The sequence below is a fragment of the Streptomyces sp. NPDC030814 genome (genome assembly GCF_055572155.1).
The window spans coordinates 82,022-98,605 of sequence record NZ_JBVIDX010000002.1; the positions used below are offsets into that span (position 1 = coordinate 82,022).

11 protein-coding genes are annotated in these 16,584 nt (G+C 69.1%); 4 read left to right on the plus strand and 7 right to left on the minus strand.

Annotated elements, in window-relative coordinates; genetic code table 11:
• Positions 1-8 precede the first annotated feature (8 nt).
• The 3 genes from ACZ43N_RS03885 to ACZ43N_RS03895 form a co-directional block, all read right to left on the minus strand.
• Positions 9-1,553: a serine/threonine-protein kinase gene (locus ACZ43N_RS03885; RefSeq protein ID WP_468095490.1), complete on the minus strand. Its 1,545-nt coding sequence runs from the start codon at positions 1,551-1,553 to the stop codon at positions 9-11.
• 169 nt (positions 1,554-1,722) lie between these two features.
• Positions 1,723-2,184 (minus strand): ATP-binding protein, encoded by a 462-nt coding sequence (locus ACZ43N_RS03890; protein WP_468094757.1) that lies wholly within the window; start codon positions 2,182-2,184, stop codon positions 1,723-1,725.
• A 164-nt stretch (positions 2,185-2,348) separates the two neighbouring features.
• Positions 2,349-2,684, minus strand: a complete 336-nt coding sequence (locus tag ACZ43N_RS03895) for a hypothetical protein (RefSeq protein WP_468094758.1) — start codon at positions 2,682-2,684, stop codon at positions 2,349-2,351.
• A gap of 1,069 nt (positions 2,685-3,753) precedes the next feature.
• Here ACZ43N_RS03895 and ACZ43N_RS03900 point away from each other — a divergent pair.
• Together ACZ43N_RS03900 and ACZ43N_RS03905 are read left to right on the plus strand one after the other, a co-directional pair.
• Positions 3,754-4,599 (plus strand): helix-turn-helix domain-containing protein, encoded by an 846-nt coding sequence (locus ACZ43N_RS03900; RefSeq protein WP_468095491.1) that lies wholly within the window; start codon positions 3,754-3,756, stop codon positions 4,597-4,599.
• A complete protein-coding gene (locus tag ACZ43N_RS03905; RefSeq protein ID WP_220645420.1) occupies positions 4,596-4,778 on the plus strand; it encodes a DUF397 domain-containing protein in 183 nt (60 codons plus the stop codon). Before ACZ43N_RS03900 ends, ACZ43N_RS03905 begins: the two co-directional genes overlap by 4 nt.
• Before the next feature lie 54 nt (positions 4,779-4,832).
• Here ACZ43N_RS03905 and ACZ43N_RS03910 read toward each other — a convergent pair whose 3' ends face one another.
• The 4 genes from ACZ43N_RS03910 to ACZ43N_RS03925 form a co-directional block, all read right to left on the minus strand.
• Complete coding sequence (locus tag ACZ43N_RS03910; RefSeq protein ID WP_468094759.1) at positions 4,833-8,015, minus strand: type I restriction endonuclease subunit R; 3,183 nt, start codon at positions 8,013-8,015, stop codon at positions 4,833-4,835.
• Complete coding sequence (locus tag ACZ43N_RS03915; RefSeq protein ID WP_468094760.1) at positions 8,012-9,259, minus strand: restriction endonuclease subunit S; 1,248 nt, start codon at positions 9,257-9,259, stop codon at positions 8,012-8,014. The genes ACZ43N_RS03910 and ACZ43N_RS03915 overlap by 4 nt, the downstream gene beginning before the upstream one ends.
• Positions 9,256-11,247 (minus strand): type I restriction-modification system subunit M, encoded by a 1,992-nt coding sequence (locus ACZ43N_RS03920; protein WP_468094761.1) that lies wholly within the window; start codon positions 11,245-11,247, stop codon positions 9,256-9,258. Before ACZ43N_RS03920 ends, ACZ43N_RS03915 begins: the two co-directional genes overlap by 4 nt.
• Before the next feature lie 124 nt (positions 11,248-11,371).
• Positions 11,372-13,591 (minus strand): N-6 DNA methylase, encoded by a 2,220-nt coding sequence (locus ACZ43N_RS03925; protein ID WP_468094762.1) that lies wholly within the window; start codon positions 13,589-13,591, stop codon positions 11,372-11,374.
• Positions 13,592-13,795: 204 nt separating this feature from the next.
• Between ACZ43N_RS03925 and ACZ43N_RS03930 the strand changes: the two genes are divergently transcribed.
• Positions 13,796-14,368 (plus strand): hypothetical protein, encoded by a 573-nt coding sequence (locus tag ACZ43N_RS03930; RefSeq protein WP_468094763.1) that lies wholly within the window; start codon positions 13,796-13,798, stop codon positions 14,366-14,368.
• 50 nt (positions 14,369-14,418) lie between these two features.
• Positions 14,419-16,038, plus strand: coding sequence for an RNase H family protein (locus ACZ43N_RS03935; protein WP_468094764.1), 1,620 nt, complete (start codon positions 14,419-14,421; stop codon positions 16,036-16,038).
• Positions 16,039-16,584: the final 546 nt, after the last annotated feature.

Genomic DNA, 16,584 nt, shown 5'->3' on the forward strand with positions numbered 1-16,584 from the left:
GTGCCAGGTCAGGAGGAGGAGCCGGGGCTGCCACCGTCGAGATCCAGACGGATCACGGCCAGCGTCTCGGCGACCTCGGCGGTGAGTTCATCGTCCGGGCCGAACACCATGCACAAGTCCTCGTGCAGCGGCTCCAGCACGTCGAAGGCGTCTGCGGCCCGCCCCTGCGCAAGCAGCAGCATGCCGATGTCGCGCCGCAGTTCCACGGCCGTCTCGCTCATATCGCCGTCCACGGACCGGACGACATCGAGGACGTCGTGCAGCCCCGCCAACGCCTCCGTCACCTGGCCGAGTTCGCCCCGGCAGCGTGCCGCCTGCGCCCGGCTGTCCAGCGCCTCCTCACTGCCCGGGCCGCTCACCCGCCCGTAGGCGTCGGCGAGCGCCTCGAACTCGGGCAGCGCGGCCCGGTGGTCGCCCGCCAGCTGGCGGCTGACCGCCCGTCGCATGCGCAGCCCGAGGACCGCCTTGTTCTCCGAGCCGAGGGCGCGCGCGGCGGGCTCGATCATCTCGCCCACCACCTCGGCGGCCTGCGCGTAGCGCTCCTCCTCCAGCAGGGCGCGGTAGTGCGCGTGGACCTCCCGGATCTGCTCCCGCAGCGCCTCCCGCTCGGCCGCCGGAACGGCGGGCGGGAGACCGAGCCCGGCGTCGGCACCGGCGGGCCGCGCGCCCACGGTGCCGGCGCGCGAGCGGGGCGCGTACGGGCGGCGGAAGATCCCGGTCGGGTCGGGCGTCCCCGCGGGCCCCGTCTCCACCGGCGTGGACTCGTCGCCGGGCGGGGGCAGGAAGGGCCGCAGCCGCTCGTACACCTCCTGCACGTCCGCCGGGCGCGCCTCGGGCGCCTTGCGGAGCAGATGCAGGACCAGGGTCTCGAGCTCCGCCGGCACCTCGGGGCGCAGTTGCCGCAGCGGCGTCGGGGTGGCGTTGACGTGCTGCATCATCAGTTGCCACTCGCTGTCCCCGGCGAACAGCGGCCGCCCGCAGAGCAGTTCGTGCAGCACGCACCCGAGCGCGTACAGGTCGGCGCGCGGCGTGACCCGCCCGCCGCGCACCTGTTCCGGCGCCATGTACTGGTGCGTCCCGATGGGGCTGCCGGTCGCGGTCAGCTTGGTGACGTCCGTCCGCAGGATCGCCGCGATGCCGAAGTCGAGCACCTTCACCGTGCCGTCCCGGGCGACCAGGATGTTGCTCGGCTTCAGGTCACGGTGCACCACGGGCACGTCGTGCGCGTACGACAGCACGGTCGCCACCTGCGCCGCCACGGCCACCGCCCAGCTCACGGGGAGCGGCCGCTCCGGGTGCACGTAGGCGGTCAGCGGCACGCCGTCGACCAGCTCCATCACCAGGAACAGTTGCTCGTACGACTCGTCGAGCACCGCGTCGTACACCTGTGGCACGCCCTGATGCTGGATCCGTGCGGTGATCCGGGCCTCGCGCCGGAACCGTTTCTCGAACTCTTCCGCCAAGTGCGGCGACGCCACGGCCTGTGGACGGATCAGCTTCACCGCGACCGGCCGGTCCAGGACGGTGTCGTAACCCCGCCACACGTCCCCCATGCCGCCGTGGCCGAACTGCTCCAGCAGTTCGTACCGTCCCGCGATCCGCCGTGGCTCCGGCACCTGGTCCCCGCCCCCGCCCCCGTCGAGTTACCGAAGTGGTCTTCGATGCGCTGGGAAGCAGTTTCGCGGGTGCGGGTTCCGTGCGTCCAACCGGGTCGCGGGCGACCTACGTGATCAGGTCACGCGCGGCGGCGCACTCGGCGGCGCACTCCGCCCAGACCGTCTTGCCGGGCCCGCCCGTGGCGCGGGGCGACCAGCCCCACCGGTCGGCCAGCGCCTCGACGAGCAGCAGGCCGCGCCCGCCGTCGCCGTCCGGCGGCGCGGTGGGAATGTGGGGCACGCGTTCGCCGCGGGTGTCGCTGACCTCGATCCGTACGGTGCCGGTGGCCGGGTCGGCGGTGAGCAGGACGTGGAAGTCCCGGCCGGCCACGTGTCCGTGCCGGACGGCGTTGGCGTACAGCTCCGCCGCGACGAGGGTGACGACGTCGTGCGCGTCGCTGTCGTACGGGATGCCCCAGGCGTCGAGCCGGGTCCCGCACAGCCGTCGGGCCAGGCGGGCGCCGCGCGGGGTCGAGCTGAAGCACATCGCGAACTTGTGCACGGTGAGGGGTGATTGTGCTGCGGTCATGCACTCACGGTGGCGTGCCGTGGCATAGCGTCACCAGTGGCGACGCGCTGACGCCGATCCTTCGTACGGGGCGGGCGGGCGCTCTGTACGTGGTGGTACGCGAGTACGCGGGGGCCGCACCCTCTTGCGGCCGTGCTCGCTGGGCCGGCGGGCCGGCGGACCGGTCAGTGGGTCAGGACAAGGACGAGGACGACGAGGGCGACGACCGCTGCCACCGCCAGGAAGACCTTCCTCCGCCCCTCCTCCGACACCCGCCGCCGGACGTCGAGTCGTCCGTCACTGCTTCGGAAGACGTAGAACTCCAGGTTGTCGGAGTAGGGCGGCGTCGCCTTGACGACCGTGAGCCGCTTGATCACGACCTCTCGCTCCTTCTCGCCCTTCCGTAGGCGCAGGTGCGGTTCGAGGGCCGAGCGATGGTCAGGGGAGAGGTCGTCGGGAAGCGGATCGTGAATGCCGAGCCGGTCCGTGTGCCAGCCGCTCGAGCCCAGTTCCGAGGCCACTTGCCGGGGCCGTGGGACAGGGGGTGACACTCTCTCGGTCTGTGAGGGCCACTTGATCCGTCCTGCCGTCCAGGACGTCAGGTTCCCGTGTCCACGGCAGGTGGCGCACTCGACGGTGCCTGCACCCTTGCACGGTACGCAGGGGATGCGCCCACTCGCCTGGCACTCCTGACACCTGACCTTCCCCCAGCCCCGGCACCCGGGACACGCGCTGTCGGGTGTCTGGCAGGCCTCGCAGTTCACCCGTTCGTCGGGTCGGTCGGCCCGGCCCGGCTTGGGAGGTCTGGGCGGGGTGCTGGGCAGACCGCCGTGCTTGAGGGTTTGCGTGCATGCGGTGACGCCCTGGCACACGGTGCATACGCGGGCGGGCTCGCACGGGCGGTACCTCATGCCGTTGCAGTCGGCACACTGGCGCCGGCCGTTGCCGCAGTCACAGGACCGGAGATGCACCGTGCCGCGCTTGACCAGGTCGAGCGGCCGGTCTCCGGGCTTCTCGTGCGGGCTCAGCTTGTAGTTTTCCAGCACGTCGTACACCGGTCGCTCCGAGAGGTCGACGGCGCCGGGCTCGTGCTGTGTCCCCTCGGTGCGTTGCTCGACGCGCCGGGTGACGGTGCCTTCAAGCAGGTGCAGGCGGGTGAGGTGGAAATCCGCAGGGGCCGCGCCAGGACGCCTGCTCCGGCCGCGTGCCAGGAAGGTGCCGAGCGCCGCACGCACCTCGTCGTCGGACGGATCGTTGGGTGCCACCACGAAACTCGCTCCCCCCAAGTAGCGCCTCTCCCGCCCGAGACAGGGGCCGGACCGGTGCCGAGCGACCCCAGTGTGACGGGACAGGGCCCGCCGCGAAAGGGCGCGAAAGGGAGAGCTCATGTTGCCGCCCGTCCGCGCGGCGCGCGCAACAGTCTGTGCTGGAAGCGGTGCTCACCAAGCCTGGCCACCGCGGGCACGGCGGGCGGCGCGTCGGCCCCTGGGCGTGACGTGACCTGTGGTGATGCCACGGCGTTAACCCATCGGGGCGGGCTCGACCCCTGTGTCCGGCGAGGTGCGGCAAGAGGTGGGCAGGGCGGTGACCGTGAGGGACGTGGAAGCGGAGCAGCGGCAGCAGCGGCCGGAGGACGAGCCGGGGACGGGCGTGGTGACCGCGTTCGGGCGGCAGTTGAAGCTGTTGCGGGTCCAGGCGGGGATGGACCGGGCGGAGTTCGGCAAGCGGGTCGGCTACTCGTCGGACACCGTGGCGTCGATCGAGCAGGGGAGGCGGATCCCGCAGGCCCGGTTCATCGAGCGGGCGGATGAGGTGCTGGGGGCTGTCGGGTTGCTCACGGCGTTGAAGGAGGAGGTGGGGCGGGCTCAGTATCCGGCGTTCTTCCGGGACGCGGCGAGGTTGGAGGCCGATGCGCACGAACTCTTCCTGTACGCGGTACAGGCGATCCCCGGGCTTCTGCAGACCGAGGAGTACACGCGTGCTCTCCTCGCCATGCGGCGACCGCTACTGGACGAAGACACAATGGAACAGCGAGTCGCAGCGAGGCTGTCACGCCAAGAGATCTTGAGCCGCTGGCCAGCACCTCTCATGAGCTTTGTCATCGAAGAGGCCGTGCTCCGTAAACCCTTCGGCGGTACGCCGGTTCTGCGCGGTGTCCTCGAAAACGTCCTACTGACCGGGCAGAAACGCAACGTGGAGATCCAGGTCATGCCGAACGACCGCGAGGACAACGCCGGCGTGGACGGCCCCTTCACGTTGATCACCCCGAGGCGGGGTGACCAGATCGCGTACCTGGAAGTACAAGGACGCAGCATCCTGGTCAGCGACCGGGACGAAGTACGGTCCATCTCAGCACGTTATGGGATCATCCGAAGTCAGGCTCTCACTCCGCGAGAGTCCCTGGGATTCGTAGAGAAGGTGCTGGGAGAGCTATGAACACGGGTGAGTCGTGGCGCAAGAGCAGCTACAGCGGCGCGGAGGGCGGCGAGTGCATCGAGGTCGCCGAGACGAGCGGAGCCATCTGGGTACGTGACTCCAAGCGACCGACGGAAGCCAGACTGTCCTTCGGGGCCGACGCATGGGCCGACTTCGTGCGGATGACCGCACGACGCTGAACTGACTGAAACTGCCGGGGCTCGGTGCGCGCGTCGCACCGAGCCCCGAGCATGTCAGAAATCCTCCAGCCCCTCCTCCCGGCGGATCATCCGCCAGGCCGCGCGGCGGGCGCTGCGGTCGAGGTTGGACTTGAAGTCACGGTCCGTGCCGAAGTACCGCTTGCCGAGGGTGTCGATGGTGGAGACATGATCCATCATGTTCTCCTCGAACTTCTTGTCGAAGACGATGCCGAAGTTCTCCTCGTCGTTGACGAGGGCGGCGGCCCGGACCTTCGGGTCCTTCTTGGTGGCGTTGAAGGCCGGGAGGACGTCCTCCTCGGTGAACTCCGTGCCGAACTTGGCGTTGAACTTCTCGATCAGCTCGGACAGCAATGACTTCTCGGAGTCCTTCACGCCGCCGACTCCGTCCCCGAAGCCCTTGAGTTCGGCGGGGCCCTCCGGGTTGAGGGACACGTCGTACTCGCCGGTCTTCTCGACGCGCAGGTGGCTGAGGTCCACCTCGCCTATGTCGACTCCGCCGTCCGCGAGGCGGGGGAGCCGGTTGAGCAGGTAGCGGCCGTAGAGGTACAGGCGCTCCAACTCGGCGTCCTGGTACGGCACGATCTGCGCGAGAAAGCCGTACTTGCGGACATAGTCGTTGAGGTTGGCCCGGAAGTCCTCGGCGGCCTCGACGTCGTCCTCCTCGTCGCTCTCCAGGAGGTGGGTGAAGCGGGTGACGGCGGGGGACAGGAGCCGGTACAGCTCGGCGTGCAGCTTCTCCCACTTGGACTGGGAGCCGCCCGCCTTCTCCTGCGCCTCGAAGTACGCGGCGACGAACTCGTCCATGTCCTGCTCGGAGATGACCGGCACGGACATGACGCGGCTCTGGGCCGTGTAGAGGAGGTTGGGGTCGGAGGGCAGGGTGTGCGCCTCCTCGAAGTACGGGCGGAAGGCGTCCTGGATGTCCTCGGCCTCGTTGACGAAGTCCAGGACGGCGAGGTCGGCCTGGGACTTGCGTTCGGCGGTGCGGTTGAGGCGGGAGAGGGTCTGCACGGCGGCGATGCCGGTCAGCGTCTTGTTGACGTACATCGTCGTGAGGAGCGGCTGGTCGAAGCCGGTCTGGTACTTCTCGGCGACGACCAGGATCCGGTACTCCTGCTGCCCCTTGCCGCCGGCCTTCGCGGCCTTGTCGTCGGCACGGGCGTAGCCGAACGCCTTCGGCAGCGCGCTTTCCGAGAGACCGCCGTTCTCCTTGCTCTCGGTGGTCTCCTCGCCGTCGATGGTGAGGGACCCGGAGAAGGCGACCAGGACACCGAGGTCCGGGTACTTGGTGTCGTACTCGCGGTCGGCGATGTAACTGCGGATGGCGCGGGCCATCTGCACGGCGGAGTGGCGGGAGGCCGTGACCACCATGGCCTTCGCACGTCCGCCGAGCCGGCCGCGGGTGTGGGCGACGAAGTGCTCCACGATCACCTGAGCGTGCTGGGACACCGTGTGCTCGTGCATGAGCGCGAACCGGGCGAGCAGGCTGTTCGCCTTGGAGGGGTCGACCTCCTTCTCGTCGCGGTTGAGATTCGCGAGCTTCCAGTAGGTGTTGTAAGTGACGTAGTTGCGCAGCGGGTCGAGGATGAAGCCCTCCTCGATGGCCTGGCGCATGGAGTAGGTGTGGAAGGGCCGGTAGACGGTCTTGCCGTTCTCCACGTCTTCCGTGCCGAAGAGTTCGAGCGTCTTGGACTTGGGGGTGGCGGTGAAGGCGAAGTAGGAGAGGTTGCCGGCCCGGGAGCGTGCCACCGCCTTGGCCTTCAACTGGTCGTCCAGGGTGACCGTGGTCGCGCCCTCGTCGTCCGAATCGGTGTCCAGACCGAGGTCGCGCAGGGCGGCCTTCACGGCGGTGGCGGCGTCGCCGGACTGCGAGGAGTGCGCCTCGTCGACGATGATCGCGAAGCGGCTGCCCTTGATCTCGGTCGGGTTGCGCTTGATGTAGTCCAGCAGCGCCGGGAACGAGTGCAGGGTGACCGTGACGATCTTCCCGGTGTCCCGGGAGAGCGCGCGGGCGAGCTGCTCGCTCTTCGCCCCGTGCTTCTCGTCGACCTTCACGACCAGGCCATCCGTCTGCGAGAAGCTGCCGACGGTCGCCGAGAGCTGGGCGTCCAGGGCACGGCGGTCGGTGATGACGATGACCTTGTCGAAGACGGGCTCGCCGGGCTTGATGCGGCCGTCGGCGAGGGCGTCAGGCCGCAGGACGGCGGGATCGTTGCGGGCGTGCAGGTCGCTGAGGCGGTGGGCCAGCCAGCCGATGGTGTTCGACTTGCCGGAGCCGGCGGAGGCCATGACCAGGTAGTTCTGGCCGGCGCCGTGCACGGACGCGTGTGCGGTGAGCTTCCGGACCACGTCCCACTGGTGGAAGCGGGGGAAGATCGTCGACTTGGTGGTGCCGCCGTTTGGCGTCTTGTGCTTCTGCTGGTGCACGAAACGCTGGAGCAGGTCGAGCCAGTTGTCCCGCTGCCAGACCTGTTCCCAGAGATAGGAGGTGGCGTACGTCCCGTGGGCCGTCGGCGCCGGGTTTCCGGCCCCGCCGGGCTGGCCGGGGCCGTTCGAGCCGGTGTTGAACGGCAGGAACTGGGTGCTCTTGCCGCGCAGTTGCGTCGTGACGAACACCAGGTCCGGGTCGACGGCGAAGTTGGCGATGACGCGCCGCGTGAAGATCAGCTCGGTCGGGTCCCGGTCGGTCCGGTACTGCTCCTTGGCCTGCTCGGCCCCCTGCCCGGTGAGCGGGTTCTTCAGCTCGGCCGTCGCGACCGGTATGCCGTTGAGGAACAGGGTGAGGTCGAGCCGGTGACCCCAGTCGGCCTGCTTGGTGGCGTAGGGGAGTTCCCGGACGACGGTGAGGCGATTGGCCCGGTAGCCGTCGAGTACGGAATCGGCAGAGATGAGGTTGGGCTTGAAGTAGGCGACGCGGAGCCGGACTCCGCGGTCCTTCACGCCGTTGCGGAGGACATGCAGCAGCCCGTCATCGGCGATGGCCCGGTCGAGGCGCTGCGCGAACCCGCGCTGCGCCTCGTTGGGGTTGCCGCCGTAGACGGTGAGCAGTTCGTCCCACTCGTCGGGCTGGGTCGCGCCGATGAAGGTGAACAGCTCGTTGGTGTCGAGCCCGAGATCGGCCTGATAGTCCTCGGGGTTAGCCTCCCGCCAACCTCGCTCGCAGAGCGCAGCGACGATGGCGGAACCGAAGGAGGACTCGTCGTGCACGGGGCTCATACGGCGACCCCTTCAGTCACATTACGGCCGCTAGCCGTGGATACATCGAACTGCCCGCTTACGGCGGCGGTGATAAGGGCTTGGCGGCGATCGGCGAGGAGGCGCTCTTGTTTAGCGAGCTTCCCCTGGAGGCGGTCGAGTTTGCCGACGGCCTGGTCAAGCCGAGCCACAATGTCTTCCTGCTCGTCTCTGGGAATTGCGGGGAGGGGAATCTGCTTCATGGCACCCACATTGAAGTGAGCTTGGATGCTGCCGACGGCGTACTCGGAGACCTGGGAGCGAGCATGCTCGGAGTTCAGTGCATATTCCAGATACTTGGGATCGATCTTGCGCCCAGGGCGAATGATGATCAGGTCGATACAATTAGCCCCGTCGAACTCGGGCGGCACGACGGCTGCCGCTCCGGCTTGACCTGTACGGACCACGACCACATCACCTGCCATAAGGCGGGACTTGGCGTGCTCGGCATGACCTTCCGCACTGATGTGCACCAGGTCAACGGAGTTTATTGAGCCGGGCTTCACGTTGAGACCGCGCAGCGCTGGCGTGCCGCCTGCGTCCACGTACCACTTTGCCGGCGTGATTACGATGCCGACCGAGACCTTCTCCACCAGGTACTTGAGAGGGACGAGAGCATGAGGATTGTTGGTGCGTTCAAGGTCAAGCATGGACGTGATGACGCGCTCTCGCTTAAGCGCAAGCAAGTCACGCATGCGGCGCCGCTTGTCGGCAAGGCTGTCGATGCGGGCGGTCTCGGCGTCGATGTAGTCGGCGATGCGGCGCTGCTCCTCTCCAGCGGGAGCGCTCATCGAGATATTTGCGTAGCGGTCGGCGTTGAAGTTTTGAATGGTGGATGCCACAGCCTCTGCATGCACTGTGCCTTGAAATCGGGCCGACTGTGTCGCATAGTGCAGAAAGCGCGGGTCCACTCCTGGCTTCGGTCGGAAACGGATCAGGAATCCAGCGAACGTGTGGCCCTGCGCCTGGTCTGGGACGAGGAGCGAACGACCAAGGGTTCCGCTACGGGACAACAGGATATCCCCCGGCTGCAGCTGATGCCGAGGCTCGATGGGAACGTCGACATGTACTGCGGATTCGGCATCCTTCAAGGAGCCATCTTCGGTGATGTCAGACGTCCTGATGAGGCGCGTTCCGGTCGCCGAATAGTTGTCGGCAGCGATGTTCAGGCCGTACTGTCCCGAGTCAATGCACAGGTGCTTCAGACGCGTTTCTTTCCAAGTCACTCCGTCACCTCGCTCAGAAGCCCCTGAATCTCCGCCTCCAACGCCTTCAACTCCGCGTCGATCTCGGCCAACGGCCGAGGCGGCTCGTACACGTAGAACTGCCGCGTGAACGGAATCTCGTACCCCACCTTAGTCTTGCTGTGGTCGATCCACGCATCCGAAACGTGTAGGTGGACCTCCCGCTCCAGGTACTCCTCGACGTCCTCACCCAACGGCACGTTCTCGAAGTCCCGAAGCTCGGAGTCCGGCTCAGGCTGACCCCTGACGGCCTGCACTTCGCCCTCCGGGTCGCGCACCCCCACGACCTCACGCAGCGCCTTGTTGAACGGCGCCCCCGTCGGCCACGTCCCGCCGGCCTGCACCACCGCGTCCTTCAACGCGAGCCAAGCCTCCTGCTTCGTGCCCCAGCTCGACCCCATCAGGGACTTGAAGGCGTCCGCCAGAGCCGGAGCCTGCGGCAGCTTCTGGATGGCCTTCGACGCCTCCAGCGCCGCCAGCGTCTCCTCCGTCACCTCGAACCGAAGCTTCAGCGGGCGCTCGACCGTGATCCGTTGGTAGCCGAAGTCCTCGTTCCAGAAGACTTTCACCTTGCCGTGCAGCGGGTGCTCCGGATCGCCCGCCACCGCCAGGGCCTCGCCGTACAGCTTGACCACCTCGGCGATGTGCTCCTTGCCCAGCGCCTTGCGCTTGTCGCCCAGCGACTTCCGCATCTTCTGCCACTGGTCGCGCGCGTCCAGCAGAACGACCTTGCCTTTGTGGTCCGGGCTCTTCCGGTTGGTCAGGATCCAGAAGTACGTCGAGATACCGGTGTTGTAGAAGAGCTGGTCCGGCAGGGCGACGATGCCCTCCAGCCAGTCGTTCTCCAGGATCCAGCGGCGGATCTCCGACTCACCCGAGCCGGCCGCGCCCGTGAACAACGGCGAGCCGTTGAAGACGATGGCGAGGCGCGAACCGCCCCCGCCGTTCACATCCACCGGCTTCATCTTCGAGATCATGTGCTGGAGGAACAGCAGCGAGCCGTCGTTGATGCGCGGCAGCCCCGCCCCGAAGCGGCCGGCCTCGCCGAGCGCCTTGTGCTCGTGCTCGACCTCGTCCTTGACCTTCTTCCACTCCACGCCGAACGGCGGGTTGGCCAGCATGTAGTCGAAGGACTTCCGCGCATGCCCGTCGTCGGAGAAGGAGTTGCCGAAGGCGATGTTCTCCGGGTCCTGGCCCTTGATCATGAGGTCGGACCGGCAGATGGCCCACGACTCGGGGTTGAGCTCCTGCCCGTACACCTCCACCGTGGCGTCCGGGTTCAGCTCCTTGATGAGGTCGTCCATCGCGGAAAGCATGCCGCCCGTACCGCAGGCCGGGTCGAGGACCGTGCGCACCGCACCCGGCAACTGCAACGCGTCGCCGTCCGGCGCGACCAGCAGCCGCACCATGAGCTGGATGACCTCACGCGGCGTGAAGTGCTCACCGGCCGTCTCGTTGGACTGCTCCGCGAAGCGGCGGATCAACTCCTCGAAGATGTAGCCCATGTTGTGGTTGGGCACGGTCTCGGGACGCAGGTCCAGGTCCGTGAACTTGCCGATGACCTGGTAGAGCAGCCCGGCCGCGTCCAGCCGCTTGATCTGCTGGGCGAACTCGAAGCGGTCCAGTACGCCCCGTGCGTTGTCCGAGAAGGCCCCCACGTACACCATGAGGTTCTTCGCCGCGTTCTGCGGGTCGTCCGCGATCTTCTTCAGGGTCAGGCTGGACCGGTTGTAGAAGGAGTGGCCCGAGGCCCGGCGCAGGAAGCGGTCCGGGTCGATGCCGCTGTCCTTGTGCTGCTCCGCGATCTCCGCAACCTTCTCGCGGGTCGGCGCCAGCACGCACTCCAGCCGCCGCAGCACCGTGAACGGCAGGATGACCTTGCCGTAGTCGGACTGCTTGTAGTCCCCCCGCAGGAGGTCGGCGACGGACCACGCGTGGTTCGCCAACTCCGTGTGCTTACTGCTGTTCAACTGGATCCCCGGATTCCTTCCGAAATGTCCCAACCCCACCGCCCGGGCCGAGCCCAGCCGAGTCGATCGGCCGGCCGACCGGGACGGTCCGACAAGTGTGGTCTATGTGCGAGAGGCCATGTGCCTAATGGGGCGAATCGCCACCCCGTCCGCCCGCCTCCGCCGCGCTCGCCGACTCCCGCGACGGCAGCAACTGGCCGCCCGTGAGCCCGCCCGCCAGCAGCCGTGCCGTCCCCTCCGCCAGCCGTGTCGCCCGCTGGGCCTCCGCCCGCAGTTCGTGCACGTGCCGGAACGCCTCCCCGTACCGCCGCTGTTCCTCCAGCGGCAGCAGCGGCACCCGCAGCCGGCCCGGGCTGACCGTCAGGACCGTGCTCCCGGTCGACGCGCCCGCGATGTTCTCGTCCGCGCCCAGGAACCCCGCGAGGAACCAGGCGTCCAGGCGTGCCGGGTCCGGCCGGAAGAGGTGGACGTGGGGGCCGAGCAGCGCGCCGGCGTCCGCCTCGTCCGCCACCCGGGCCATCGGGCCGTCCGTGCCGGCGACCGCCCGTACGAGGACGTCGCCGACGGCGATCACGGGTGCCGTGTCGTCGTACAGCCCCGTCGGGTCCCCGGTGGGGCCTGACCCGGCCGCGATGTCGGAGCTGGTGAGTACCGGCCGCATCTCGGGCCTCCCGCCCCCGCCGGTCCCGCCGCTCGCGGCCTGCGCGCGGGTGCGCACGCTGTCCGGCAGGTTCCGCAGCAGGGTGAGCGCTCCGCCGCGCGTGAGGTCGGACGCGGTCGCCGTCCGCCACTGGCGGGCCGTGACGCCTGCGGCGCTCCAGGTCTCCTGACCGGCCGTCCGCCCGAGGGACCTCGCGGCCTCGACGAGATCCCGGCGGGTGGTGTCGACCTCGGCCGACAGTTCCGCCGGGTCGACCTCGACCCGTGATGCCCGTACGAGTCGCGTCGGCGTCAGGTCGACCACGTCGTCGAGCAGGTCCACGACCCCGACGGCGTGCGCGACGCCGGGCTCGCCCTCGAACGTGTCCGGGCTCTCCGTGAACGCCCGCCAGGCGTCCAGCGCGCGCGCCGTGATCCCGTCCCAGTCCGGGGCGGCGGACCTGCTTCCGCTCCGCGTCCGCGCGCTCACCGTCGTCGTCCCGCCGTGTCCGGCCGCCGTCGCCGCGTCCGCCGCCGTGTCGACGAAGAGGACCGACTTGCGTTCCGGGCCGCCCGGTTCGGGCCGTTGGAGCACCCAGATCTGGAGGCCGACGTGCAGGGGTACCGACGCGCCGGGCGGCAGGGCGATCACGGCGCGCAGGGCGCCGCTGCGGACGAGTTCGGCCCGTACGCGGCGGCCTGATGCGCGGCCTGCGGTGGCGGGCGGGAGGAGCAGGGCGGCGTGGGCGCCAGGGGTGAGGTGGGAGAGGGCGTGCTGTACCCAGGCCAGTTCCGATTCGGCGCGGGGCGGTACGCCGTAGGCCCATCGGGGGTCGTAGGCGAGTTCGTCGTGGCCCCAGTCGCGGTCGCCGAAGGGCGGGTTGCACAGGACGGCGTCGGCGAGGAGGCCGGGGAAGGCGTCGGCGCGGAGGCTGTCGGCGGCACGGACGGTGACCGTGGCCTCGGGGGCCGTCAGCATCAGGCTCACGGCGCTGCGGCGGGCCTGCACGGGAAGTGTGTCCTGGCCGTACAACTCGCTCGCGCCCCGGCGGGCGGCGGCTGCCAGGAGGGTGCCGCTGCCGCAGGCCGGGTCGAGGACGCGGGCGGGGGAGCCGGGGATCAGGCGGGCGAGCAGGTCGGCGAGCGGGGCGGGGGTCTGGTAGGCGCCGGATGCGGCGCTGTCCTCCAGTTCCCGTTCCGCGAGAACGGCCAGCGCGGCCTGGCCGCCCTCGTCGCGTACACACGCGTACAGCGCGCGCAGCACCGGCGCGTCGCCCGGCTCGTAACGGACGGCCTCCGCAGCCGGTACGGCGTCGGCTGCTGCGGCCGCGTCCCGCTGCGCGCGGGTCGCGAGGTCCGCGTCCGGCAGTCGTACGGCGGCGGTCAGCTCCTCCGGTGAGCGGCCTGCCGCGGCGAGGACGAGCAGCAGCAGGTCCTCCGGTGTGCCGCCGCCGTCCTGTGCGTGCAGGCGCAGCGTCGTGCGCAGTTCCTCCGACGGGCTCGCGGCCGAGGTGTGTCCGCGGGAGGCGAGCCAGGCGCGCACGGCCTCCAGGTCGTACAGCGGGCTGCTGTCCGTGCCGCCGGACGGCGTCGGGAAGTCGTCGTGCCGACGGCGCCAGTTGCTGACCGTGGCGCGCGTGACGCCCGCGATGCGGGAGATCTCAGCGGCGGTCACCTGGGCGGGTGACGCGGATGACTGGGGCATGGGTACGGTCCTGGGCCTCTCGGAAGCGGACGTCAACAAACTACAGCACTCGTCAAATCTGTCAATCTGTTTGACAGTGCTTTCAGTGTGCTGCTTATCTGAAGGCGCTTCCGTCGGAAGTGGCCGCCCAGCAGGTCTTCGTGCTGCGGGCTGCCCTGCCGACCTGTCGGCCTGCCGCGCCGACCTCATGAAACGGAGAACGCCATGACCTTCCAGCAGCCCGCTCCCCAGCCGCCCGGCTACGACCCGCAGAGCTTCACCGGCCTCGCCGCGCCGCACGGAGGGGGCCAGGGTGAGCGCCGCAAGAGACGCCTGAAGTACGGCGCTGTCGCCCTGGTCTCGCTGTTCGTCGGCGTCGGGATCGGTTCGAGCGACGGTTCCGCCGACACCACCGGCAAGGCGACGGCCGGAGTGAAGGCCGCCCCCCGCCCCACGGTCACCGTCACCGAGACCGCCGCGGCCGCCGACCCCGAGCCCGCGCCGACGGTGACCAAGACGGTGACCGCCAAGCCGAAGAAGACGCACAAGTCCGGGCCGGCGGCCAGCTTCTCCGGTGAGGGCGAGTACCTCGTCGGTGAGGACATCAAGGCCGGCACCTACAAGACCGCCGGGCCCGACGACGAGTGGGGCTGCTACTGGGAGCGCGCCAAGGACGCCAGCGGCGAGTTCGGCTCCATCATCGCCAACAACAACCTCGACGGCCCGGGGCGCGTGACGCTCAACAGCGGCGAGTACTTCAAGACCAACCGGTGCCAGGAATGGAAGCGGGTCGGCTGAAGCACGAAGGTCCCGTCCCGGTCACCCCTCTCGGTCTGGAAGGCCCATTCGTGACGATCACCGAGCACACAGAGCTGACCCGTCGCTTCGCCGACGACTTCACCGCCCTGCAGGAGGCCGTCCTGGCGCGAATGAACGGGATCTGCGCTCCTGAGGTTGTCGTGGCATTGGAACATCCTTCGCTCGCCGGTCCCATCGCCATCGCTCTCGCCCACGCCGATGCCCTCGCTCGCGGGGCTGTCCGGCGTGCGGAGCTCTCGACACAGTCCCCGGAGCGGCTGCGGCGGCTGCGGATCCACGCGCGCAAGGTGCGACGGGCCCGGTCGCAGGCGGAAGCCCTGTGCAAGGAGCAGCGTGCCCGCCGTCTCGCCGGCCGCTCCCGGCCGGTGGACCGGCTGGAGGTGAGGGTGGCGCGCAGGGCGTTCCCGGCGGCCTTCGCCGAAGCTCTGCGGCAGGAACTCCGCGACAGGGGGCTGCCGGACGGCACACCGCAGGCGCCGGAAAGCGACCTCGCCCGCTGGGTCTGGGACCAGCGGACGGCAGGCGACGAACTGCTGCCGACGTCGGTGCGTGAACTGCTGGACTGTGACGACGACGCCTTCGTCCAAGAACTCCTGCGCGATGCCCGGGAGGACGAGAACCCCCACCTCGCGCATGACGCGGTGGTCGAACGGTGGAGTCGCCACGCCCGTGCCGCGGTGGCCTGGGGCCGCTACGCGATCGGCCGGGCCGAACGGGACGTCCTCACCTGCTCTCCCTCCGCACGGCGCACCGGACTTGACGCTTTGGAGGACGCCTACCAGGACACCGCGGTTCTCGCCGCCCGGTTCCGCGAAGCCCGGCTCCGGGTCACGGAACTCCACGACCGGATGCAGGTCTGCATGACGACAGGGCCGTTCGCGGACCTCATCGCGCAGTGTCGCGCCGCGGCGCCGGCGCGCTTCGCGGACGCCGAAGCCGAGTTGTGGCACAGCGTGCGTGAGCTGACAGAGAGGCACCGGACGAACTGCCCCGAACGCACTGATGGCTGCCCGCGCTGTCACCACGCTCTTGCCACCCTCCTCGCCGACACGGGCGAAGATGGCGACGGCGAACGTCCGACGGCAACGAATCCGGCCGATGGGGACCGCTACGCCGTGCTCGCAGACCTTCCCGACACCGCAGTCGTGGCCGTCGCCGACGCAGCCGTCGCTGACGAGTCCGCACTGTGCGGCTACGGCTGGGCTGCCGAGGACGGGACCGCCGGTTACGGCGACTCCTTGGCCTCGAGCAGCGGTGAAGCCGAAGTCATCGGTATCTGCGAGGCCGCCCTCAGCCTCCTCGAGCACCACGAGGATGCGCCCGTCGTCCTCCTGTGCGACAGCGCCCAGGCGGTCGGCGTCGTGGATGCGGCCCTGCGCTCCGTCGACCCGGCAGCGGCCCACCGCACTCTCCTCTTTCCGGAGAACCGGCAGGTCATGGACAGCCTGTTGCGCCACCGCCATCGCCACCGTGTCCAGGTCCGCTGGTTGAAAGGCCACATCGGACATGACCTCAACGAAGCCGCCGACGCTTTCGCTCGCCTCGCCCTCCGCCGTGTCAGCGGCCGCATCTCTCCTTCCGCCGCCCGGAAGGAGGAGGCGTGGATCCGACGCTCGCTCGGGTCCGGCCCCCTGTCGGCCGCTGCCTGAATCCATTCCTCTTCATGCCCTCACAGCACTCGACGAAGGGAACTGCTTAAGGGACGACATCAACTGGCCTTTTTATCAAGCCCGTTCAGAAATCACGGGAGATGCGAGAACATCCGGGGACTCACCCGGTCAGGGAGCCATGGATCGAAACCTCCACGGCCCAGCGTGGGTAAAGGTGATCCTCAAGGAGATCGGGACGGTCAGACATACCGCCCGTTCCTCGGCAGGGGACCTTTGGTTGTAGGGTAAATCAATTGGTTTTCCTGGGGGCTCGCGGTGGGGGCTGTGATCGCTTCAAATGCATCACTCTTGGTGAGGTTTTGGCCATGCCTTCCGGGTGGTCGTGCGAGCACTGCAAAGGACGCTCGTGGAAACGGTGGGGGATGAGTGCGACGTCTGCGCGTGTCGGGCGCCGTCGGGTTATGTCGGGCGGCGGTCAGTAGAGGGTGCGCCTGAGAGGGCGTTCGGCAGTGACCCGTTGTCAGTGGCGGGTTCAGGGTGACGCGGAAGACCGTTCCATGCCGGGGAGTTCACGAACAGGGCATT